The 23,607-nt window shown below is 42.4% G+C and carries 19 protein-coding genes; 12 read left to right on the top strand and 7 right to left on the bottom strand.

What is annotated here, in order from left to right; genetic code table 11:
* Nucleotides 1-428: 428 nt before the first annotated feature.
* A complete protein-coding gene (locus JMV76_RS10310) occupies nucleotides 429-1,925 on the top strand; it encodes an alanine/glycine:cation symporter family protein (RefSeq protein ID WP_201502601.1) in 1,497 nt (498 codons plus the stop codon).
* Nucleotides 1,926-2,038: 113 nt separating this feature from the next.
* Here the strand turns inward: JMV76_RS10310 and JMV76_RS10305 are convergent, their stop codons facing one another.
* Nucleotides 2,039-3,676: an electron transfer flavoprotein-ubiquinone oxidoreductase gene (locus JMV76_RS10305; protein WP_201502617.1), complete on the bottom strand. Its 1,638-nt coding sequence runs from the start codon at nucleotides 3,674-3,676 to the stop codon at nucleotides 2,039-2,041.
* A gap of 613 nt (nucleotides 3,677-4,289) precedes the next feature.
* Here JMV76_RS10305 and JMV76_RS10300 point away from each other — a divergent pair.
* From JMV76_RS10300 to JMV76_RS10285, 4 genes are all read left to right on the top strand, one after another.
* Complete coding sequence (locus JMV76_RS10300) at nucleotides 4,290-4,985, top strand: DUF1285 domain-containing protein (RefSeq protein ID WP_201502600.1); 696 nt, start codon at nucleotides 4,290-4,292, stop codon at nucleotides 4,983-4,985.
* Nucleotides 4,986-5,306: 321 nt separating this feature from the next.
* Nucleotides 5,307-6,275, top strand: a complete 969-nt coding sequence (gene murI / locus JMV76_RS10295; protein ID WP_227690290.1) for a glutamate racemase — start codon at nucleotides 5,307-5,309, stop codon at nucleotides 6,273-6,275.
* A gap of 165 nt (nucleotides 6,276-6,440) precedes the next feature.
* Nucleotides 6,441-7,439: a DUF4062 domain-containing protein gene (locus JMV76_RS10290; protein ID WP_227690288.1), complete on the top strand. Its 999-nt coding sequence runs from the start codon at nucleotides 6,441-6,443 to the stop codon at nucleotides 7,437-7,439.
* Nucleotides 7,440-7,716: 277 nt separating this feature from the next.
* The gene (locus JMV76_RS10285; RefSeq protein ID WP_045455583.1) at nucleotides 7,717-8,016 is read left to right on the top strand and encodes a hypothetical protein; all 300 of its coding nucleotides are present in this window, start codon (nucleotides 7,717-7,719) and stop codon (nucleotides 8,014-8,016) included.
* A 103-nt stretch (nucleotides 8,017-8,119) separates the two neighbouring features.
* Here the strand turns inward: JMV76_RS10285 and JMV76_RS10280 are convergent, their stop codons facing one another.
* The gene (locus JMV76_RS10280) at nucleotides 8,120-9,601 is read right to left on the bottom strand and encodes a lytic murein transglycosylase (RefSeq protein ID WP_201502597.1); all 1,482 of its coding nucleotides are present in this window, start codon (nucleotides 9,599-9,601) and stop codon (nucleotides 8,120-8,122) included.
* 320 nt (nucleotides 9,602-9,921) lie between these two features.
* Between JMV76_RS10280 and JMV76_RS10275 the strand changes: the two genes are divergently transcribed.
* Nucleotides 9,922-11,637: a DUF262 domain-containing protein gene (locus tag JMV76_RS10275; RefSeq protein WP_201502596.1), complete on the top strand. Its 1,716-nt coding sequence runs from the start codon at nucleotides 9,922-9,924 to the stop codon at nucleotides 11,635-11,637.
* Between the two features lie 99 nt (nucleotides 11,638-11,736).
* Here JMV76_RS10275 and JMV76_RS10270 read toward each other — a convergent pair whose 3' ends face one another.
* From JMV76_RS10270 to msrA, 3 genes are all read right to left on the bottom strand, one after another.
* Nucleotides 11,737-12,450 carry a DUF1499 domain-containing protein gene (locus JMV76_RS10270; protein ID WP_201502595.1) on the bottom strand — a complete coding sequence of 238 codons (714 nt, stop codon included), beginning with the start codon at nucleotides 12,448-12,450 and terminating at the stop codon, nucleotides 11,737-11,739.
* Nucleotides 12,451-12,531: 81 nt separating this feature from the next.
* On the bottom strand, nucleotides 12,532-13,185 hold the full coding sequence (gene tmpT / locus JMV76_RS10265) for a thiopurine S-methyltransferase (RefSeq protein ID WP_201502594.1): 654 nt from the start codon (nucleotides 13,183-13,185) through the stop codon (nucleotides 12,532-12,534).
* A gap of 169 nt (nucleotides 13,186-13,354) precedes the next feature.
* Nucleotides 13,355-13,876, bottom strand: a complete 522-nt coding sequence (gene msrA, locus JMV76_RS10260; protein ID WP_045448022.1) for a peptide-methionine (S)-S-oxide reductase MsrA — start codon at nucleotides 13,874-13,876, stop codon at nucleotides 13,355-13,357.
* A 203-nt stretch (nucleotides 13,877-14,079) separates the two neighbouring features.
* On the opposite strand from msrA, the gene cmoA reads away from it, so the two are divergent.
* From cmoA to JMV76_RS10245, 3 genes are all read left to right on the top strand, one after another.
* Nucleotides 14,080-14,880 (top strand): carboxy-S-adenosyl-L-methionine synthase CmoA, encoded by an 801-nt coding sequence (cmoA, locus tag JMV76_RS10255; protein ID WP_201502593.1) that lies wholly within the window; start codon nucleotides 14,080-14,082, stop codon nucleotides 14,878-14,880.
* 50 nt (nucleotides 14,881-14,930) lie between these two features.
* On the top strand, nucleotides 14,931-16,001 hold the full coding sequence (gene cmoB / locus JMV76_RS10250) for a tRNA 5-methoxyuridine(34)/uridine 5-oxyacetic acid(34) synthase CmoB (RefSeq protein ID WP_201502592.1): 1,071 nt from the start codon (nucleotides 14,931-14,933) through the stop codon (nucleotides 15,999-16,001).
* Nucleotides 16,002-16,074: 73 nt separating this feature from the next.
* Nucleotides 16,075-17,199, top strand: coding sequence for a DUF1176 domain-containing protein (locus tag JMV76_RS10245; protein WP_201502591.1), 1,125 nt, complete (start codon nucleotides 16,075-16,077; stop codon nucleotides 17,197-17,199).
* Nucleotides 17,200-17,355: 156 nt separating this feature from the next.
* Here the strand turns inward: JMV76_RS10245 and JMV76_RS10240 are convergent, their stop codons facing one another.
* Entirely contained in the window at nucleotides 17,356-17,574 is a 219-nt protein-coding gene (locus JMV76_RS10240) for a DUF2788 domain-containing protein (protein WP_045448016.1), read from the bottom strand.
* 722 nt (nucleotides 17,575-18,296) lie between these two features.
* On the opposite strand from JMV76_RS10240, the gene argS reads away from it, so the two are divergent.
* The 3 genes from argS to JMV76_RS10225 all read left to right on the top strand — a co-directional run bounded on the left by argS (nucleotide 18,297) and on the right by JMV76_RS10225 (nucleotide 22,284).
* Complete coding sequence (gene argS, locus JMV76_RS10235; RefSeq protein WP_201502590.1) at nucleotides 18,297-20,126, top strand: arginine--tRNA ligase; 1,830 nt, start codon at nucleotides 18,297-18,299, stop codon at nucleotides 20,124-20,126.
* Nucleotides 20,127-20,228: 102 nt separating this feature from the next.
* Nucleotides 20,229-21,044: an SPOR domain-containing protein gene (locus tag JMV76_RS10230; RefSeq protein WP_201502589.1), complete on the top strand. Its 816-nt coding sequence runs from the start codon at nucleotides 20,229-20,231 to the stop codon at nucleotides 21,042-21,044.
* Nucleotides 21,045-21,189: 145 nt separating this feature from the next.
* Nucleotides 21,190-22,284: a PTS transporter subunit IIC gene (locus JMV76_RS10225; RefSeq protein WP_265090291.1), complete on the top strand. Its 1,095-nt coding sequence runs from the start codon at nucleotides 21,190-21,192 to the stop codon at nucleotides 22,282-22,284.
* Nucleotides 22,285-22,387: 103 nt separating this feature from the next.
* Here the strand turns inward: JMV76_RS10225 and JMV76_RS10220 are convergent, their stop codons facing one another.
* A complete protein-coding gene (locus JMV76_RS10220) occupies nucleotides 22,388-23,338 on the bottom strand; it encodes a c-type cytochrome (RefSeq protein WP_201502587.1) in 951 nt (316 codons plus the stop codon).
* Between the last annotated feature and the right edge of the window lie 269 nt (nucleotides 23,339-23,607).

The raw sequence follows: 23,607 nt of genomic DNA, 5'->3' as shown, positions 1-23,607 counted from the left end.
TTATTAGCAATAAAAGTCATTCGTTCTATAAATATAGCCCATACTTTGCTCAATAAATATTATGGCGGTGACTATTTTTTTTGGAATGGTGTTTGTATGAGTACGTTTTAAAATCTATCTGTTGTACCTAGTCTCAAAAGTTTTCCTCAATATTTCATATAAAAAATATTTTTTTGTGTTTTATCGAAATACCTTGCAAAAGTTCGTAATTATTTAATTTTTATAATAGAGGTTTGAAATAGTTAAATAATCTCTAGTCAGTTAAAATGTAGCGACAGGATGTTAGTGATTTACTTTGCCAGTATATTGATCAGATATTTACTGTTTCATCAGTGGGCAGAGGAATTAGTAAGCATTTTAAATATCATTAATCACATCAATCCATAAAATATACTAGCAGTATAAAATGTAAGTGAGAGGATAGCAGTATGGGTGAAGGGATAGCAGGTTGGTTTAATAGCATCGTCAATTATGGTGTCAGTATTATTTGGGGCAACAATGATTGGTTGATTGCGAGTAACCCTTGGTATGGATTACTGATGTTCGTACTGATTGGTGCGGGTTTGTATTTTACCATTGCCACACGTTTTATTCAGTTTCGCCACTTTGGGCATATGTGGCAGCTATTGCGTGTGTCCAATCAAGGGCGTAAAGATGGCGGCATCAGCTCATTTGAGGCGCTGATGACCTCATTGGCAGCGCGGGTCGGTACAGGTAACTTGGCAGGGGTTGCAATCGCGATTTACCTTGGCGGTCCGGGTGCAGTGTTTTGGATGTGGATGACTGCGATCGTCGGTATGTCGACCAGCTTTATCGAATCAACATTAGCACAAGCCTATAAAGTGCCGCACAATGACAATGTTTACCGCGGTGGACCGGCTTATTATATCGAAAAAGGTCTCGGTCAGCGCTGGCTAGCGATATTTTTCTCATTATGCTTATTAGTAGCGTTCGGTTTAGCCTTTAATGGCGTGCAGTCAAATACCATCGCACAAGCGACCAACGAAGCATTTGGGGTTCCAACGTGGATGACAGGTTTGGTATTGGTCGTATTAGTTGCGCCAGTGGTATTCGGTGGTTTGCGCTCGGTTGCTCGTATTGCGGGTAAAATCGTACCCGTTATGGCGATTCTCTATATCTTATTGGCCTTGTTCATTATCGTGACGAATTTTAGTCAATTCCCAGCGGCGATTGTGTTAATTGTTAAATCAGCATTTGGTTTTGAGCAAGCAGCAGGCGGGGTGATTGGTTATGGTATTGCTCAGGCAATGATTAACGGTATCAAGCGTGGTCTGTTTTCAAATGAGGCGGGTATGGGGTCAGCGCCTAATGCGGCGGCAACGGCGAAGAGTCATCCCGATCATCCAGCGGTGCAGGGATTTATGCAAATGTTGGGTGTGTTTATGGATACGCTTGTCATTTGTACGGCAACGGCGTCGATTATTATTTTGGCCGGCGTGGTCGATCCTAGTGTTGAGCAAGAAGGTATTCAGCTGACTCAGTTGGCACTGTCGCAGTATGTGGGTGATATGGGTGTTATCTTCGTTGCGATCGCTATTTTCTTCTTCTCTTTCACCTCTATCATTGCCAATTATAGCTATGGTGAGTCAAATCTTGAATTCATCTCTGGTGCCAAAAATGCCAAAGTCATGATCATGATATTCCGCTTTATGGTACTTGGCATGGTATTTGTGGGTGCTATTGCCAGTCTTCCTGCCATATGGAACTTCGCTGACTTATCAATGGGTCTAATGGCACTCGTTAACTTAGTGGCTATTTTAATCTTGTCACCCGTAGCGCTGCGCATATTGCGTGACTACGAGCGTCAGATTAAAGAAGGTAAAACTGGCGATCAAATCAAGTTTAATCCTGATGACTTTGTGAAGCTTAAAGACGAAGCCAATCGTGATGCATGGACAGATTAATCTCACCTGATTAAAGATAAACTTGTCTCATGTGTCGAAGTTAAAAAAACCGCCCTTATGAATTCATAAGGGCGGTTCTTAATATCAGCGATTGATCCTAATATTGTTTATATTTACATATTAGGATAGTTAGGGCCACCGCCACCTTCTGGCGTTACCCAAGTGATATTCTGTGAAGGATCTTTGATGTCACAAGTTTTACAATGCACACAGTTTTGCGCATTGATGACAAACTTAGCTCCTTCCGCATCTTTTACTATTTCATATACACCAGCTGGGCAGTATAAACGGGCAGGCTCAGCATATAGTGGTAAGTTAATTGAAACAGGTACCGTTGGATCAGTCAGTTTCAAATGTACCGGCTGGTCTTCTGCATGGTTAGTATTAGAGATAAATACCGATGACAGCTTGTCAAATACCAGTTTGCCATCAGGCTTGAGGTAGGTTGGCTGAAAAGCATGATTGGCACGCTCTAACTGATCATAATCTGGCAGGCTGTCATGTAAGGTAAGCGGCATTTTACCTTTTAATAAGTTGTGCTCGATAAAGGTAAAAGCACCGCCCATAAACAGACCCATGCGATGTATTGCAGGCGAGAAGTTGCGTGACTCATAGTTGTCTTGATACAACCATGACTCTTTATACATGGTGGTATAAGCAACCACTTCATCATGCTGACGATCGGCTTGTAGCGCCTCAAAGATGGCTTCGGCGGCTAGCATGCCTGACTTCATCGATGTGTGTGTGCCTTTGATTTTAGCGGGGTTCAAGAATCCAGCATCATCACCGACCAATACACCACCTGGGAAAGTAAATTTCGGTAGAGAGTTTAAGCCACCTTTGGTCAAAGCACGTGCGCCATAAGAGATGCGCTTACCGCCTTCCAATACGTTTTTGATGACGGGATGGGTTTTTAGGCGCTGCATCTCATCGAATGGCGACATATATGGGTTGTGGTAAGACAAGTCAGCGACAAGACCAAAGCTTACTTGGTTGTTTTCATCGAAGTACAACCACCAGCCACCAGTAGAGCCTGTTTCGGTCAAGGGCCAGCCAAGACCGTGCATGACCACGCCTTGCTCGTGTTTCTCAGGGGCTACGTCCCACAGCTCTTTCAGACCGATACCATAATGCTGAGGATCTGAGTCTTTATCAAGATCAAAACGGCTGATTAAGCGCTTACCTAAATGACCACGGCTGCCTTCGGCAAAAATAGTGTATTTAGCAAGTAGCTCATAACCTGGCTCAAAGCTAGGCTTGGCTTCGCCATTGGCAGCCACACCCATATCGCCCGTTAAGACACCACGTACAGAACCGTCATCGTTATATAAAATATCATCTGCAGGGAAGCCTGGGAACATCATGACTTCAAGCTCTTCAGCTTGTACCGCTAACCAGCGCACCACATTGCCCAATGAGACAATATAGTTGCCATTGTTGTGCATCGGTCCTGGAATCAACGAGTCAGGTACTTTAGTAGAGCGTGTGGCTGAGTTTAGATAATAAAAGCGATCTTCGGTCGCTGGCACATTAAGCGGCGCGCCTTTTTCTTTCCAATCTGGTATCAGCTCGTTCAAAGCGCGTGGTTCGATGACAGCACCTGATAAAGTATGCGCACCAAACTCAGAACCTTTTTCGACCACACAAACCATAAACTCATCATTACCAGCAGCGATAGCGAGCTGACGCAGGCGGATAGCAGCAGATAGCCCAGCAGGTCCACCACCAACGATGATAACGTCAAATTCCATGGACTCACGTTCAATCTCAGGCTCTGCCGCGACAGCTTCTACTACTGGCTCTGGCGCTTTGTCGATAGCGACTGTTTCAGCTGGCACTTCTTGGGTCACAACGGCTGACTCTGCTTTATCTAGATTTGCCGTCTCTGTCGCTACTGATGGGTCAGTATTCACAGTGTCACTATCAATGACTGGCTTTTGATTGTCTTGCTCTTGCATACCTACTCCTAAACTTTTAGTGGCTTATCTCAGGGCATCATTAGCTTAACAATTGAATAATAGACTTGCGGCGCTAACATTACTCAGACATATGGCTGCCCGATAAAAACTGTTTTTGCGACATCAATTGACCATGTTACTGTTGAGATCCAGGTGTTTAAGGATATCAACACATCACGTAAAATGTGTCATTAACACAACACCCACTTGACCATTTCAATAAAAAATCGTTACTCATTATAAAAGAAAAGTCCTACAAACACGATACGCATTTATGAGTATCGATGTTAAGGTAAGATTGAACTAATGAGGGTGCTAAGATGATATGTTTTCATCATACCCGAAACTAAAATTTATAGTAATAATAGATTTGCCAAACTTTGAATGCTAAGTAAAGGATTATACGATGAATAACAATAATGAAGACATAATTCAAAACGATGAATCGGCAGCTAAACCGCCAAAAGACGTGCCATCTGAGCTAAGTAATATGGATTCGCTCAGTCAGTATCTAAAGTCTACTGTAGGCAAACGTGAAGGACGTGCCATCCCACCATTGGATACATGGCACCCAAAAGATGTGGCCGATATGGATCTGGTCATAAAGGCAAATGGCGAGTGGTGGCATGAAGGAGGGCAAATGACCAGAGAGTCATTGGTGAGCTTATTTGCGACTATTTTATGGAAAGAAGACAATAATGGTGTCATTGAATATTTTTTGAAGACGCCAGTACAGAAAATCCGTATCCAAGTTGAAGATGCCCCTTTATTAATCAATGACGTCGGTATCGTCAACGAAGGCAATAACCGTTGGTTAGAATTTACCACGACGACTGGCGATGTGGTGCGTTTAGATGATGAGCACACCATCACATTAAAGGCGTATAATCCTACAGACAATGATACGATTGATCAGCAGGCAGTAATGGATATGCAGGTACGTCCTTATATGCCCGTTAGAAATGGTTTGGACGCACTTATTGGGCGTAATACTTTTTATCATTTGACCGAAATTGGCGAATTGACAGAGCAAAATGGTGAGACGATACTGACATTACAAAGTGGCGGAAAATCCTATGAGCTGTCGATGCCAGCCAGTTAACGTAAGGGCTCAAAGCTATGTATCCGTCAAATGATTTACGGCTTAGATATAGTCAATCCTATATAAATCAGATACGAGTGTCAGACTCGCTTAGTCTGCTATTTGTAGTACTTTTGCTTGCCTTCCTTGTATTCAAATTATATTGAACCGACTATAGCGATAAATCACCAGATAATTACTGTAGTATGCTAAACAGCAAACAGCAAACAGCAAACAGCAAACAGCAAACAGCAAACAGCATAAAGATGACGATATGTATATAAAAATGGCAGTAGAGTAGTGATGGATATTACTACATGTAATAGCTTAAATAGGGTGAAAATGTGCTCGGATAGCTTTGATGGCAAACATGTTGAGCATGTCGAGAGTACAACTAATGCTAACGCTGACATCCATAAAACGAATATTGGCACAGTTATAAATAATAAAAAGCGCAATGCGCCAATCGGATTGTTTGACTCTGGTGTCGGTGGACTGTCTGTTTATCTACATTTGGCACAGCATCTGCCTGCCGAGCGTTATGTCTATTATGCAGACACCTTAAATGTGCCTTATGGTAATCGTGATAGCGCTGATATTGAAGCGTTGACTTTGACAGCCGTTGATTGGTTGTATGAGCAGGGCTGCAAGCTCATTGTTATTGCTTGTAATAGCGCCTCAGCTTATGCTTTGGAAACAGCTAGACGGCGTTATCCGCAGCTGCCTATCGTCGGATTAGTCCCGGCGCTAAAGCCCGCCATATCGGCGAGCAAAACTGGTCGCGTGGTCGTTTTAGCGACTAAAGCTACCTTGAATGGCACATTGCTTAATGAGGTCATCGATCACTTTGCTAAACCCAACAATACGGTAGTGACCAAATATTTTGATCCGCAATTGGTACCTTGGGTCGAGGCGGGAATGCCAGAGCAGGATGATACTGCTTTAAGATTACGCCAGCAGCTCACATTATTTGCTCATGATAGTGTTGATCAATTGGTACTAGGCTGTACGCACTACCCATTTTTCAAAACGTTTTTGTTAGATGAGATTGCTCAGCAGCAATTGGCGATGCAGGTCGTTGATTCTGGACAAGCGATTGCTGAGCGAGTTAAGCAGCTATTGGCTGCAAACCAGCTGTCTGCATTGGTTGACAATACCTCAGATGATCATTGCTTAGAAACAACTGACAAAACAAAAGTTGTCACTCAACCGCCATTGATTTTTCATGCGACTAAGTTCGATGATAAACTGGGTACTTTAATAGCGCGTTTGCTTGGCAAAGACGCCATCTTGCAATACTATTCTAAATAGGCGCAGCTAAAGGTGTTTATATCAAACCCGTAATCATAATGTTGATATAATCAAAATAAATTGAGCTTATTTTTATAAGATTATGCTAGGCTGTGCAACACAAGATATTTGTGCTCTATTTTATATCATATTATTCTATGTCATGACCTAAGCTTAGAGGTGATTGTGCCAGACCGTCGCTATCATATTCACATCATATGCGCTGACAATGATCAATTGTTGGTCTTGGACAGCTTGGCGATATTTTTTCAGTCGCGGGCTTTCTTGACCTATGATGTGTCGAGCCAATTGCCAAAAGCATCGCTATATGGTCGACAATGTATCGACTCCTGCGATTATGCACTGATGCTCATTGGAGACAGTTATGGCACCGTGCAAAGGAATGGCGTTAGCCAAATGCATTTGAGCTATTTGAATGCCAAAGCCAAGCTCAAACCGTTAATCATCTTAATCAAAAATCATCATCCAGATGCGAGTATCAGTCGTCAACTGCAAGAATTTATTAAGTCGGTAACTCGGCAGGACAATACGATATATTATTATGATACAGAAACGGATATTGAGCCATTACTTGTACAAGCTTACTATAACGCAGTGACCAATCATCAGGTCGTTGGTGGATGGCTGAGAGCCAATGAAGAAATGATTAAATTTAGCAAGCAAACCGTGGCGGAACGGTTTGCAGATCTATTGTCTACTGACAAAACGTTAAAGGAAAATAGCCCACCTGCTGATGAATTCGTCTCTGATGGTGTGAGTAAGCCCATTATATTGCTAGAAGCTTTTGATATTCATTATAGCGCTCAAGCTTATGCAGGTGGCAACCTAACCGATGTTACCAGACCCTTGACCTTAACATGGCAAGAGATATTGATCGCCTTGATGAAAATACCAGCGACCTTTTCGAGCTATGGCTTGCAAAATGCCATGAATCGCTTGATAGCGTCAAAAGCTGAGCAAGACATCAAAAAAGAGATGCCGAATGTCCATGCCGTCTCGCGCTGCCAAATTTCTCAAGATGATTTGAATCAGCTACAACGTCAGCTAGTGGGTGCAAACTGGATACAGCTCACAACCTATGGCACTCGCGTCTCGCAAGAACTTTGGAAGTTGACCTTTCATGCAAAAAATCTCTTGAACGAAGTCCATCATAACTCCCAATGATTCTTATTTTGCACTAATAATACTTCTGCCTTCCTCATTTCAAAATAGTCAGTAGTCTATCTGCTGCAAATAGCACACGTGTGGCTGTGACTACGTTTTGTAATACAAAGCATACGCGTCAACGGTTGTGAATCCATTTAACACTGGTAATATTGAGACTAATCAGAGATTGATAATAAATACATTATTTATATTAAAATTACTGACGTATATATTGTATACATATAAGTCGAATGTATATAAATCGCATAATAATACTGACTAAGGAGAGCACCTGATGAGTAACGCTAAAAACGATGCATTAAAAAAAGAGCTTGATGGCTTAGAAGAATCTATGCATGCTGCCGAGCAGTTTCATACATTAGAAGAGCAAGTAGCGGACATGAAACGTCGCGGTATCGACCCTAGCCAAGCTTACAAAGACTTGGACAGAAAAGAAGAAGATGCTGATTGGGGTGATGCTACTTGGAAAGAAAATGGAAAATGGGAGCCAAAAACGCCTGCTGATCTAGATGAAAAAGCACGTGAGAACTGGGATGGTGACAATGGTAAACCGAACCCACCACCGATCGTTTAAGTTGACAATTGACTAAAAACTAAAGAATGAACCCCATGAAAAAGCCACGTTATTATAGCGTGGCTTTTTTTATTTGCTTAACCTAAGATACATCCGCAGAATACTAAGAACCTTCGTCAACACGAACGAGCTTCACCACACCGTCGCTACCGATGACACGGCGATAGCGTGTGTTACCAGAGGTAGGTGATTGCGCAGAAGGCTGCGTTGAGTACGTATTAGGAGTACTCGTTTGCTGCTGAATCAGCTGGCCCATACGATCAGCAGAGGCAGGGTTTAAAGGCTGGCTATTCGGCGGCTGTCCGTATTGATTGCCGTATTGCGTACTTTTCGGGGTTATGTTTCCAGCATCTCCAATGATTGCACGGTAGAATTTCTGTCCTGCGCGGCCATCCGCTGGCAAGATACCACGACTAGATTGGTATTGCTGAATCGCGATACGGGTATTGTCGCCAATAATGCCGTCAACACCACCAATATCGTAACCCGCATTCAATAACGCCTGCTGGATATCTTTGGCTTGCTGGCGACTGATACCAGGGTCATCGGTAGGCCATGCCGTGACAAAGTCAGTTTTGCTGCTGTCCTCTTTGGTGATTAAGTCTGATAAATGGGCTATTGCCAACGCATAATTTTCTGACGCATTATAAGAATAAAACGTATCAAAGTTTTTACCGACCAAGAAAGCAGGACCATCTTTGCCAGCGGGTAATAATAGTCCTGCGCTGCTCAAATCGTTAGGCAATGGGCTGCCATTAGCAAGGGTTAAACCTTGATTGCGCCAGTGGCTGATAGACTTCTTGTTTTTACGGTCAGACGCTGCCCAAAATCCACTGGGCAGCTTGACTTCGTAACCCCAAGGCTCGCCCGTGCGATAGCCGCGCTTATCTAAGAAGTTGGCGGTAGAGGCTAGCGCGTCAGGCACACTATTGACCAAATCACGGCGACCATCGCCATCAAAATCGACTGCCAGCTCTAAAAAGGTACTTGGCATAAATTGCGTTTGACCAAAAGCGCCCGCCCATGAGCCGGTCATATCACTTGGCGCGATATCACCGTTTTGGACGATTTTTAGCGCATTAGCGTATTCACCTTGGAAATAGCTCTGACGGCGATCAAAACAAGACAGCGTCGCCAAAGACTCAAACAAAGGTTTTTTGCCTAATGTCTGCCCAAAGTTTGACTCAACGCCCCATACACCTAGTACATGCTCGGCTTTGACGCCATAGCGTGATTCAATTTGACGGAGCGTGTCCGCCCATTGGCGCTTGGCACGGATGCCATCTTCTACACGCTCTTTATCGACCAGTGAAGATAAATAATCCCAAACGTCTTTTTGAAACTCTGGCTGATAATTCAATGACTGAATCACGCTAGGATCAGGCTGGCTAGGGCGATAGTTATTAAAAGTAGAGCCATCAACCCCTCGAAATTTGCTAGAGTTTTTCAAACCGTCTAAGCATTGTTGAAACTCGGCATTAGATAAGTCTGGCGCTGGTGGTTTGGCTGCTTGAGCAGTGCTAGCAAAACTCAGCCCAACAGCAAGGCTAAGTAGCGATAAAGTAGAAACTGGAGTCAAACGCATGAAAATATCCTATAAACGTTGAAATAGTTATTAAAAGAGAAAGCAAAGCAGATTGGTGCAGTTTGGACTTAGAGTAACCAATCTCATTGGTAAAGAAAAGGTATCGAAGTAAGCTGTTACTATAAATTGACGGTGGCGTGAGGTTGAGAGAGGGTTTAAGTGAAATGACTGCTTCAACTAAAGTTGTTTACTCACATTAACAGGTCATATTATTTATCCTAGCGTTGTTATACTATTAATAGAGTTACAAAACCTACAACCATAAATAATGTTACTTTTCAAAATACTGAATTAATCACTTAATCCTTTTAGGAAAAACTATGACAATGAATTTCAATACGACAAATAGCACTTTTCGTCAGTTATTAGGTAATGGTTTACGTTATAGCGTACCTCCTTTTCAGCGTGATTACTCATGGTCAGACCTAGAGTGGGAAGAGCTATGGCAAGATATAGAAGCACTATTTATCGAAGATGCTGAATCTGCACATTATATGGGGTATTTGGTACTGCAAACTACAAATAATAAACAGTTTGATATTATCGATGGTCAGCAGCGATTAACAACACTTAGTATTCTAATACTAGCAGGTCTAAGTTTTTTAAAAGATATGGTAAGTAATAGTGTTGACGCTGACCGCAATGGCCAACGTTTACATCAGTTGAAAAATGACTATATTGGCTATACTGACCCAGTTACTCTGATTGAAACACCAATCCTAAAGCTGAACAGGCACAATGATAAGTATTATCGTAATCACTTAATCACACTGGATAAGCTGCCACAACGTGGATTACATGCTTCTGAACATAGAATTCGTAAAGCTTTTGATTGGTTTAAAAATAAAATTAAGCAGAAGTTTGGGATGGAAACTTCTAGTGGTCAGAATTTTGCACAGTTTCTAGATGATTTAGTAGATAAATTGTTTTTCACAGTTATTACTGTGAACGATGAGCTCAATGCTTTTAAAGTATTTGAGACGCTCAACGCGCGAGGTGTTCGTCTTTCTTCTACTGACCTATTAAAAAATTATTTATTCTCTTTAGCTAGTGCTGACGAATTGCATGATACTCAAATAAAACACTTAGAAGAGCGGTGGGAAAGCATTGTTACGTTATTAGGAAACGAGAGTTTTCCTGAATTCTTAAGAGTCTATTGGAATAGTAGACATAAACTCATACGCAAAACAGATTTATTCAAAACGATTCGTAAACATATTAAAAGTAAAGAGGACGCGTTTAAGCTGGTTAAAGAAATTGAGTTGTCGGCTGACGCTTATACTGCCTTAAAGGATATACAAGATGTTCGATGGTCGGAAGAATCAAAGTATTTGAAACAATTAAGTATGTACAGGGTTAAACAACCTTTCTCGGTACTACTTGCAAGCTATGAAAATTTTTTTGAAAGTGATAGAAAAGGATTTTTATCAATCGTACGTGCGATAAGCATATTGTCATTCCGTTATAATGTAATTTGCAATAATCCACCTAATGAACAAGAGCGATTTTACAACAAAATAGCAGTAAGAATTGAATGCAAAGAGTTAAGCTCTGCAAGCTTAGTAATTAAAGCGTTAGATGAAATCTATCCAAAAGATGAGGTTTTTAAAAGTGCATTTGCGGCCAAGCAACTAAAAACTACAGACAATCGCAATAAAAAAATTGTTCGTCACATTCTATGTGAAATTGAAAAAAATGTTAGTGGAGTTGGTAGAGATGAAAATGATGATAAATTTAATATCGAACATATCTTACCTGAGAATCCCGATGACTCTTGGGAGGATATTGACGATACTAAGATTGACTCGATGACTTATCGATTAGGTAATATGACTCTGCTGGAAACTAGTAATAATCGTGAGGCATCCAATAAGTCATATCAAGAAAAATTAATGATTTATTCTAGAAGTAGTCTAACTATGACTCAAAATTTACCGAAAAATTATACTAAATGGAATTTAAATAGCATTGACAGCCGTCAGAAAAAGCTAGCAAACCTTGCCACTAGTATTTGGAAGATATCAGAATTATCTTAAAACTGTAATAGATATTAAAAATAATCTTATTCAAATAAGATCGACTATTCCAAGTATTTCTAAAGCCTCAAACCAAGTTTGAGGTTAAGCTGCACCCAACTACTCCCCCAAAACCCCATCTAACTCTTCAATTAACGTATGAATACGCGCCGCATTTTTGCCCAAATCGCTCCCACCAACCCGTGACTTGCTACGAATATCTACTAGACGTTCACTACTGTTATCCGTGATATGCACGACCACATCATCTTTAAAACCGAACCAAGCAGTCGTATCTGTCGCTTCGATGATGCCTTTGTCCGCATCGATATTGACAAGCTCCCAACCTAAATTATCGATGGCTTGTTTGGTTGCCTCAACCAACTCAGATTTTGACTGGCTATAGCGTAATGTTTGTAATTCAGGGTAGGCGGCGCGCTGCTGCGTTGCAGTCTCTACACCTGCATACTCAACTGGGTTTGGTGCATCAGCGCGCAGTGGGGCAATGGCCACAAATTCAGGTGGATTCACTAGGTCGGTTGAAATATCGTGAATGGGCGGTACGTTTTTGGCGGTATTCATCATGCTTAGTGGAATAGCAATGGCAATGATAGCAAGCGCTGCTGATGTTAATACGCTACCAAGGCTAGCCGTGTCTCGTTTAAATAAAAGCTGTATGCCTAATAGTACCAATGCTGCGATACCAGCAAATACACCAAACTTAAACCCTGCAAACGCAGTCGCTAAATCGATTAAGCCAAACTTGTACAGCGGACCTGCGAGCGTGACTAGTAAAATAGAGATTAAACTTATCAGCCCAACGAATATTTTCATTCAATTTCTCCATCATAATTTAGTACTGATTAATCGCTACGCAAACGGCTTTATTAACCACTCATTTCATTTATTAACCACTCACTTTAATAGCCAAACATGCTCCGTGACCATTAGCTCAGGTGCCGATCCTATAGAAGTAAGTTCACTCGTCAGTTCGCTGATATAATAGTTATCGCCATAATATTGCTGTATTTGCTCGCTACTGATAGAGAACGGCGGTCCCGCTTTTTTGCTTTGGTCATAAGTGAGAGTGATGATAAATTGTGGTGCATGACCACTTATTTTACGTATATGCTCGCTATACTTCGTACGCATATTTTCTGGCAGCGCAATCAATGCGGCTTTATCATACATCGCCTTTACAGATCCGATATCCTCAGATGACAGTGCAAAAATATCAGCAACCCATAAGGTAATGGTTTGTCCTGACAACTGACCTTGATAGTATTTAATCGCTGAATTGTCTACATGCTGGTGCACAGTAGGGGAGATATTTTGCTCAGTAAAGAATGCTTGTACAGCTGTTTCCACCAATTCAACGCCTACGACGTCGTAGCTTTGCGCTGCCAGCCAAGCCATATCAATCGATTTACCGCAAAGAGGGACAAAGACACGGCTACCAGCTGGCAGGTTTAACTGCTTAAAGTAATTTATTAATAATAGATTCACCGCAGACTGATTAAAGCCAATGCGTTTCTCTTGCCAGCGGCTGTGCCAAAATTCAGCGTTCATACCTTCGCCTTTATTCGTTGAGGGTTATATTTGAGTTGTTTCTATCATAACGGTTTGAGTGAGAATGCTAAAGATGTTAAAAAGCCAAACGCTCATGCAATAAGCGTTTGGCTATAATGAAATACTAAGCTAGCCTTTTTTCAAATGAAATTTATCTTCATTTTGTCGTTTAGCTCACCATATATTGACTAAACTCTTTACGCAATTTGGCAAGCTTTGGCGGTATGGCAAAGTTGCAATACCCTTGTCCTGGATTCTTATTAAAGAAATCCTGATGGGTCTCTTCTGCTTGATAAAACTCAACAGCTGGATGTACTTCGGTGACCACATTGACGCCCATATCGCGCAGTTTGTTGATAGTGCGGTCAATCGTTGGTTTCTGATTTTCTTCAGTATAAAAAACCACGCTACGATACTGGCTACCGACGTCATTGCCTTGACGATCCATTGTGGTGGGATCATGGGTGGCAAAGAAAACATCAAGTATCACTTCTAGCGGGACGATAGAGTCATCGAACTCGATTTTGATGACTTCAACGTGCCCTGTATTGCCACTACAGACCGCTTCGTAGTTGGCAGAAACAGCGTCACCGCCCATGTAGCCTGAGACAACGGATTGCACACCTTTTACGGATAAAAATACCGATTCGGTGCACCAAAAACAGCCACCGCCCAAAATAATGGTTTGCATAATTTTTCCTATTTTTATAAATATAAAATATGAGCCAAGTGTTTTTTATTTAGCAATACGTATTTAGCTTAGCAGGGCATCTGACCGCGATAAGTAACAAACAGTAATGTTATAATGGGCTTTTGCTACGTCGTGCCCCTTTCAGATAATAATGACAAGCAAGACCATCAATTATCTTCTAATTTAAGTTCTATTATCACAAAATGAGTCGCACCATGAGTCAATCTAAGCCTGCTATTGTTAAACACGACACCCTATTTGACAAACCGTTTACCACGCCACTCGATAAAGCGGCACGCTTCTCTTTTGATGAGCAAGTGGTGGCTTGTTTCCCTGATATGATTCGTCGCAGTGTGCCGGGTTATGGTCAAGTGCTGGCGATGCTGCCCATATTTGCCCGACGCCATTGTAAGTATCGTCAACAGAGCGATAGTGGTCAGCGCGTCAGTCGCATCTATGATTTGGGCTGTTCACTTGGCGCAGCAAGCATGACGTTGGCGGGTGAGTTTGAGCCGCAAGACTTGCAGATTAAAGCGATTGATATCTCACCAGCGATGACGACCGAAGCGACCACGCTACTGAGTGAAAATTATCCTGAGCATGACATCGAAGTGATTACCGCTGATATTCGCGATGTGGAACTTGAACCTTGCGATATGGTGATTTTGAATTTAACGCTACAGTTTTTACCCGCCGCCGATAGAGTCGCAGTATTAGAGAAAATTTATGCAGCATTAAGTGAAGGTGGGATACTGGTATTAACTGAAAAAACCCATGCTTTTGATGAGCAATATGATGCATGGTTGGTTGAGCGTTATTACGACTTCAAGCGTGCCAATGGTTATAGCGAGATGGAAATCAGCGGCAAACGTAATGCACTAGAGAACGTGCTTATCACTGATACATTAGATGAACATCATGCACGGTTAGATCAAGTTGGCTTTAAACGTCATCTCACGTGGTTTCAGTTTTTAAACTTCGTCTCTATTGTGGCATTTAAATAATTCTTATTTTTAACACAGTTGTTTTTTGATCAATACGGTAACCTGCTTTTATGCTTAACGACACTATTACTCACGCTGAACGCGAATTATATTTAACCTTGCTAGAATTAGCCCAGCAACAGCCGAGTGCTTATGAATGGCTTACGCGCTTGCCAACATGGTTAAATGATATCAAGGACAAAGCCAACTACGCGCATGCACCTGCTTATCAAGCCTCGGTAGCACGCTTGCCAGAATTGACGGTCAATAATGTCGATCTGAACAGTGATGTCCTGACGATTGAGGCAAATCTTAGTGAGTCTCAGTGCAAACAAACAATGGCGTTATTAAAACAGCTCATGCCGTGGCGCAAAGGACCTTTTCAAATTGGTGGTCAGCTCGAAAATCAAATTGATAGTGGTCAGAATGAAGACCAACAAGCCTCGCCAATATTGATTGATACCGAATGGCACAGTGATTGGAAGTGGCAGCGAGTCGCACCGCATTTGGGTAATTTAAAAGGTCGTCGCGTATTAGATGTGGGCGGTGGCTCTGGCTATCACGGCTGGCGTATGGCTGGCGCTGGCGCGGATACAGTCATTATCATTGATCCGTCTTGCTTATTTTATCATCAGTTTATGGCGATTCGTCATTTTGTCGGGGCTGCTGATAGCTATAAAACGCATTATATCCCCGTACCACTTGAAGCCTTGCCCGAGCACAGTCAGCTGTTTGATACCGTATTTAGCATGGGGGTGCTCTATCATCGCCAATCGCCGTTTGAGCATTTACAACAGCTTAAAGGGCAGTTGGTCAAAGGCGGTGAGTTGGTGCTTGAAACCTTGGTTATCGAAGGTGATGCCAATACCGTACTGGTGCCACACGACCGCTATGCCCAGATGAATAACGTGTATTTTTTACCATCAGTCGCGGCATTGACAGGCTGGCTAGAAAAAGCTGGATTCTCAGAGGTACGTTGTGTCGATGTGGCAACGACTTCTACCGATGAGCAGCGCAAAACAGAATGGATGACTTATCATTCGCTAGCCGACTTCTTGGATCCTAATGACTCGACTAAAACCATGGAAGGGTATCCTGCGCCGATGCGTGCGACTTTGATTGCCAAAAAGATAGTTTTTTAGGGTAGCAGAGATGCCATCAGTCAATATAATCAGCAGTGGAAATGGACTGCAAATATAGCAAGGATGATAGATTATGAAAAAAATAATGGCTTTTATGACGATTGGTATATTCTCGCTACCTGCTGTGGCATCAGATGCGTATGGTGATCCCTTTGAAGGTTGGGGGTTTGTTAAAGACGATTGGCAAGTGGTTTGTGATAATACATTGACTTGTCGCGCAGCAGGTTATGCAGATGAGAGTATGTTCGATATGCCAGCTTCTATTTTATTAACTGTCATACCCAAAAAAGCCTTGCCGATTGCCCAAATCCAGTTTTTATCAGAAACCTCAGACAAAACCTACCATAGTGCTGAACTGTGGTTAAATGGCAAAAACCAAGGCATGCTACAACCAGATGCTGATGGTTCTGCGTACGATTTAACCGCCAAGCAAACGCAACACCTTATTAACCATGCGCGTCAAAATACTAAGATAGAGATAAGAGCAGGTGATAAAAATTGGTCTATTAGCGACAAAGGTATGAGTGCCGTGCTGCTAAAACTTGATGAGGTACAAGGCAGAGTGGGCACGCCAATAGCATTGGTAAGTCAAAACCACACAAGTAAGCAAATACCGAAATCCGCTAAGCCAAAGCCAATCATCAAAAAGGCATTCTCGTATTCAGAAAAAGAAAATAAGACACTATCTGCATCAAAACAGGCGTACTTTCAGGTCAATATAAACAAGTGGATCGATATTGATGCCAAGGAGCTTATAGGCTCTGAAGATGATATGGGAGACTGTGAGCTGATTAATCCAAAAACCGACGCGTACCAACGAATGCAAGAGTATAGTTCTGATAGACTGGATTGGGAATTTACAGCCGCGGATGCCAAGCATACGCTTGCCAGTCATCTTTGTTGGCAAGGTGCCTATAATGAAAGCTATGGATATTGGCTTATAGACAACGCAAACCCTCGTAGTTCGCAGCTAATCACCACCGCAGGCAATGACTATTCTGATGGCGAGATTTGGGCGATGCATAAAGACCGTGGGATTGGTGATTGCTGGAATCATGCGATATGGGTTTGGAATGGTCAAACATTTGCCAAATCAGAAGATTCCAGCTCAGGAATGTGTCGCGGTTTTGCTGGTGGTGCGTGGGATTTACCAACTTACGTGAGTGAAGTCATAAAAAATGATAGCAAAGCTCAGTGAGTGATACTTTGGTAGGAATGATTGACACACTATAAAGTGAAGCCGTCATGAGCCATGTATTTTTTAATTGATTATTTAACCGCTTATTTATCAGTGATAGGCGAGTTATTTATTACCTATCATTGACAGTCAGGATACTGCTTAATTATATAAAAATTATATCAACCACCTTTTAAAAGCGACTTCCAATAATAGCTTGAGTAAGAAGCCCACAAACCCTGCGCCTAGTGCTAAGAAAATCCAAAATGTACCCGCGCGCCCAGCTTGAGATTCTTTAGAGATATCCCACATAATAAAAAATAAGAAGGCGATAAATATGGGTAGTAAAACATACAATCCCCAACTGGTAACCGTACTGGCAGCAATAGCAAACATGGCATAATCCTATAAAGTAGTAACGCCGCCTTTATTTATATTGTTTTATGGATCTTTTGATAATAATTGCCTTCAAAATGAAGTATCACCATTCATGATATAAGCAGTAATCCATAAAATAAGTCAGAAAAAAGCAGGCAGCAATACAAACCGTTATTATAACGCGGAAGCGAGCAGGTATAAACTGCTGCTAAGTATGAGACAACAGTAACGCTACAATTTGCAGGGTTGACTGATCGGTAACAGCGCTAAATCCTGATCTATTTAAAGCATTTCAATCTGACTTATCGTGAATGAAAGCACAGACGACGCCTGTTAGGGCGTGTCTTCAATTCAATCAATCATCCTCTAAATGGGCTAAAAATGGCCAAATTTTGCCAAACATAGTCAAATAGCTTATCAATATCTCGATATTATTTGCGCTACTTTTCTTGCTTGACGGCAATTTATCTCATGTTTATCACCATTTTTACAATGAGGACAAGCCCTAGTCACCTAAATTATCAGTGTTAACTGTCATAACCGTAAGATTTTAGTGCTAATTTTGGTGCAAATGGTGCAATGCAGGGCAAAGATTGTTATATTTACAGGTTACTTATCTTTTTTGTATTATTTTATCCCCTGCAATGTCGGTCGCTATTATAATAGGCAGTTATTGGCTGCTCGCATTCGCCACATTTTTATACCGTTTTTGTTGTTTATTTAACTGAGTTCAAATCCTTATGTCACAAGCCCAAATTGATACACTTGCATCACTATTTAACGATGCGATTCAAACCCTACAAGCAGATGGCACGCTACCAAGCGATTGGCAAAATAATGGCCAAATCACCCGTACTAAAGACTTAAGCCATGGTGATTTCGCCAGTAATATCGCGCTGACAGCGGCCAAAGCTGCCAAGGTCAATCCGCGACAGCTTGCCGAAAAAATCGTCAATGCGCTGCCTGAAAACCAAGACATTCGCCAAGTAGAAATCGCAGGTCCAGGCTTTATTAACGTGTTCTTAAATGCGGAAGCCAAATTTGCGGTATTAGATGATATCTTTGCCCTGCAAGATCGCTTTGGTTTAAGCGATCAGTTTGACGGGCAAAAAATTCAGGTTGAGTTTGTCTCTGCCAATCCAACGTCAAGTTTGCACGTTGGGCATGGTCGCGGTGCAGCGTTCGGTATGAGCGTGGCAAACCTGCTGGAAGCGATTGGTTATGACGTCACGCGTGAATATTATGTCAATGACGCCGGTCGTCAAATGGATATCTTGGCGACCAGTACCTATTTGCGTTATCTGGAAACCAACGGTGAGCAAATAATCTTCCCAGTCAACGGTTATCAAGGTGATTATGTCAGTGACATCGCCCAAATGTTAAAAGCGCAACATGGTGATCATTACGTTCATAGCTTTGCAGTAATCGCTAAAGATGTGCCAGCAGATGCTGAGTTTGAGATCAATGCGGACGGCGAAAGAACACTGCTATCAGGTGACAAAGAAGCGCATATTGATGGCTTGATTGCCAACAGTAAAGCCTTGCTTGGTGAGGGCTATGAGCTGTTTTTTAATGCGGCATTGAGCAGTATTTTAGCCGATATCAAAGATGACTTAAATGACTTTGGTGTGCGTTACGAGTGCTGGTTTAGCGAAAGATCGATCGATAGCGAGATTGAGCCAGTCTTGCAAACCTTAGATGAAAAAGGCTATCTATACGAAAAAGACGGTAATATTTGGTTTAAATCAACCGATTTTGGTGATGAAAAAGACCGTGTTGTGCGCCGTGCCAATGGTCAATCTACTTATTTTGCTTCTGATATTGCGTATCACAAAAATAAATTTGATCGTGGTTTTGATAAAGTGGTCAATGTTTGGGGTGCCGATCACCATGGTTATGTGCCACGCGTAAAAGCCGCTTTATTGGCGCTTGGTATTGATGCCGAGCGTTTAGATGTGGTGCTTGTGCAATTTGTTGCACTATGGCGTGGCAGTGAAAAAGTGCAAATGTCCTCGCGTTCAGGTCAATTTGTCACCCTGCGTGATTTACGTACCGAAGTTGGTAACGACGCCGCGCGTTTTTATTATGTCGCCCGTAAGCCTGAAGTGCATATTGATTTTGATTTGGAGCTGGCTAAATCACAAAGCAAAGACAATCAAGTGTATTACATTCAATACGCGCATGCTCGTGTTTGCCGAGTATTAGAAAAGCTACAAAATAGTGGTCTTGTGGTAGACGATGCGATTGGTTTAGAACATCAAAACTTACTTAGCGCACCAAACGAAGACGAGCTGATTAAATTATTAGCAGGATATCCAGCGACATTATTACGCGCCGCGACGGGTTATGAGCCACATGTCTTGACCAACTATCTTAAAGAGTTGGCAGCGCTATTTCATGGTTGGTATGACAGCAATCGCATTCTGCCAGTGAGTTTGACGTCAGGTGAGACACCAAGTTCGGATGAGATGGATTTGATGCAAGCCCGTTTGCGTTTGTCTAAAGCCGTGCGCCAAGTATTGGCCAATGGTCTTAGTTTGTTAGGGTTGTCGGCACCATCTAGCATGTAGTTTTTTTCTAGTATATAGTAACTTTCTAACATGTAGTATGAGTATAGATGACTGCCAGCCATAATTTGATGATAGTTAGATTCAGTAGGGAGAACCAGATCCATGCTAGCCAAAAAACCTAAAGGTGCGACTGAAAAACGCAAAACAAGTAGCGTATCAGGCTTATTGTGGATGTTTGTAGGGGCTGTATTGACCCTTATGATAGGGGTGTTTATATACTTGTCACCATTATTTGATTTCAGTCCTGCTGACAGCACCGCTGGTAATGATCCTGATCGTCAGGTACAGCCACGTGTCGACACTGATACTGATAATGGTGATTATGAGTTCTATGATATTTTGCCCAATCAAGAGATGGCGACTATTCCTGATGAAGATATTGCTGAGACAGGCAATGATCGCATAGGGGATATCAGTGCCTTTGAGCCTGATGTGGTGGTGACTCAACCTGAAGATGGTTCAGCCAGTCGCAATGATGATACTGGTAACTTTGGTATCTCTGAAAATACAGTGATTGCGCCCAGTCGTGGCAATAGCGCTGCTACCAGTAATAGCGGCGATGACATTGTGATCGTTGAAGAAGATGCGACCTATGATGGATCGACGCCTGCTAGTAGCAATAATACGTCCACCAATAATGCAGGCGCAGGTACTGCTAGCGTCCAGGCTGCAAAACCTGCGGCAACATATATTTTGCAGATCAACAGCTTCGGTGATGCGGATGAAGCAGATCGCCGCCGTGCTCAAGTGTTGATGGCAGGTGTAGACGCTCGCGTGGTCAAGAATACGACGGGTAATGGTTTGCCAATCTATCAAGTTATTTCTCGCCCGATGAATAACCGCCAAGCAGTAACCACTGCTCAGCAGCGTTTACAAAATAACGGTATTGACTCCATTATTGTTGAACAGCGTCGTTAAGTTATGCTGTTTAATGACAGTTATAGCTCTTTATGAATAATAAAAAAAGCGTCGCAATGACGTTTTTTTTATCTCTGATTTTTAGCAAAGTTATTTTTCTGTTGGTTTATTACCTTTCATCAAAAATTTTATAAAGAGCATGACTATGACAGTCTCTCATTTAGCAACACCGCCTACTGGCTTCATTAAAGCATTTTTCCAAAAGTATTTTATTGAGGCGTTTACTGGCATGGCTTTAGGGCTATTTGTCACATTGATTGCTGGTCTAATCATCTCGCAAATCGGTGGCTGGTTAGATTTGCCCGCATTGGTTGCGGTGGGCAAGCTTGCCTCAGTACTAATGGGTGCGGGTATTGGAGTAGGTATCGCCTATTACCTTAAAGCACCGACGCTCGTCATGCTCAGCTGCTTGGTGGCGGGTATGCTTGGCGCACACTCTGAAGCATTAATGGCAGGGACGTTATTTACGCCCCAAGTAGGCGGACCTGCGACCTTTGCCGCCTTACCGGGCAATCCGATAGGGGCGTATTTGACCTCGGTATTTGCTTATCGTGCTGGTACTTGGGTCGCTGGCAAAACCAAGCTCGATATTCTATTGGTTCCTTTATTGGTATGCGCGGTAGCATTAGCAGTTTGCGCACTATTGAATCCACCTATCGTCGCTGCGGTCGCTGCCATTGGTCAAGGTATTCAATCGGCCACTGAGTTACAGCCTCTGTTAATGGGTATTGTGATTGCAGTGGTGGTGGGTATTTTATTGACATTGCCAACGTCCAGCGCTGCTATTTGTATCGCAATTGGGCTTGGTGGCGTAGCAGGCGGGGCAGCAGTGGTAGGCTGTGCGGCACACATGATTGGTTTTGCCGTTGCAAGCTTTAAAGACAACGGCGTCAGTGGCGTGATATCTCAAGGTCTGGGCACCAGTATGCTACAGATTCCTAATGTGTTAAAAAAACCGCTGGTGTTGTTGCCTGCTGTGATTGCCAGCGCCATCGTTGGTCCTATTGCGACAGTAGGTTTTGGACTGGCATGTACAGCAACGGGTGCGGGTATGGGTACCGCCGGATTGGTCGGCGTATTTGGAGTCATTGAGGCGTCACAAGACATCATGAGTACGGGTCAATTATGGACAGCGATTATTTTGTTGATGTTTGTATTACCTGCCCTAATTGCAGGGGTGGTCGCTCATGTGATGCGCCGTGTGGGCTGGCTGGTTGATGGTGATATGAAATTGCCTTAAATTAAAGATAAAGGACGCAAATTGTCCTAACTATCCATAATAAAAAAGCCCAGCTATTTAAGTAGCTGGGCTTTTTTATGGTAATTTTTAAAGGTGCTTAAAACTAGCGGCGTACATCTTTAGGGGCATCACCATTGGGCCAGTCTTTGTCTTTGTTGGCTTTGATAGGTCGCGGCAGATGGGTAAAGTAAGCAGCAATATCGACCGCTTCTTGGTCACTAAGCGAGTTACCTTGACCAAAGGGCATTTTGCCCTTGATAAAGGCCGCTGCTGTATAAGTTCGCGCCATACCTGCACCATCGTTGAAGGACTTGTCTCCAGCTACTGCTGGATAGATATAAGTGCCATCGTCATTATATTGCCCTTCGCCATTTTCACCATGGCAAACGCTACATTTTTCAGCAAACAGCTTTTTACCATTGTCCGTATTTGGCTCTAAAGTTTTGTCTACCTTAACAAAACCGCGACCTTCAGGCGAGACACTATAAGGCAAGCCCTGTGATAGCCAGCTCATATAAGACACCATCGCATTCATATCATCTGAACCCAGATCAAGCGCTTTGCCATTCATTGAGCGTTCAAAACAGCCATTGATGCGCTCTTGTATTGAATTCACGCGACCAGCACGTGAACGATAAATAGGATAAATACCCGGCATGCCATTCCAAGGCGCCGCGTAAGCCTCTGAGCCGTTACCCAAGTGACAGCTGGTACAATTCAACTGGTTGCCGACATTGTCAGGCACCTCTTTATAAGTATGATTGGCGATTTGTAAGCCGCGACGTACTGCTGCACCGAACTCATCATCTGGAATAGTGGACTCATCTGGCATGCTGACGCTCAGTTTGGCGCTTGGATTTGCAGCCATCTCGTCTTTAATTTCTGCAGCACGTGCCTCAAGTGACTTAACGCGGGCTAATGCTTCAGCTTCTTCGACACGGTCGACAGCCTTGGTATCTGATTCACTACAGCCTGACAGGCTAACCGCACCAATAGCAAAGATAGCAGCCAGTAAAACGGAGGAAGAGGGTTTGACCCTTAAAAGTATTTTCATTGGAATATCCTTATTATCAAAAATAATATGTAATAATATATTTTTATGATAATTTAGCTGTCAAAATGACAGAAGTAATCTTAATTTTTGTGCAAAAAATCTGAATGAGTCATCAATCTGTAAGTTGCTAGAAACATAATTGTATCAAATATTAAATAATTAAAGTATATAAATAGATAAAGTGTTTTGGCTTTAGAGAGATATGAATTAATTTCATACTGTATGAAGAACGATATTGAAAGACAGTATTGACATACTATCGATCAAAA

Origin of the sequence: Psychrobacter cibarius (assembly GCF_904845955.1) — a bacterium.
Lineage (GTDB): Bacteria > Pseudomonadota > Gammaproteobacteria > Pseudomonadales > Moraxellaceae > Psychrobacter > Psychrobacter cibarius_B.
This window is presented reverse-complemented; position numbering and strand designations above follow the sequence as displayed.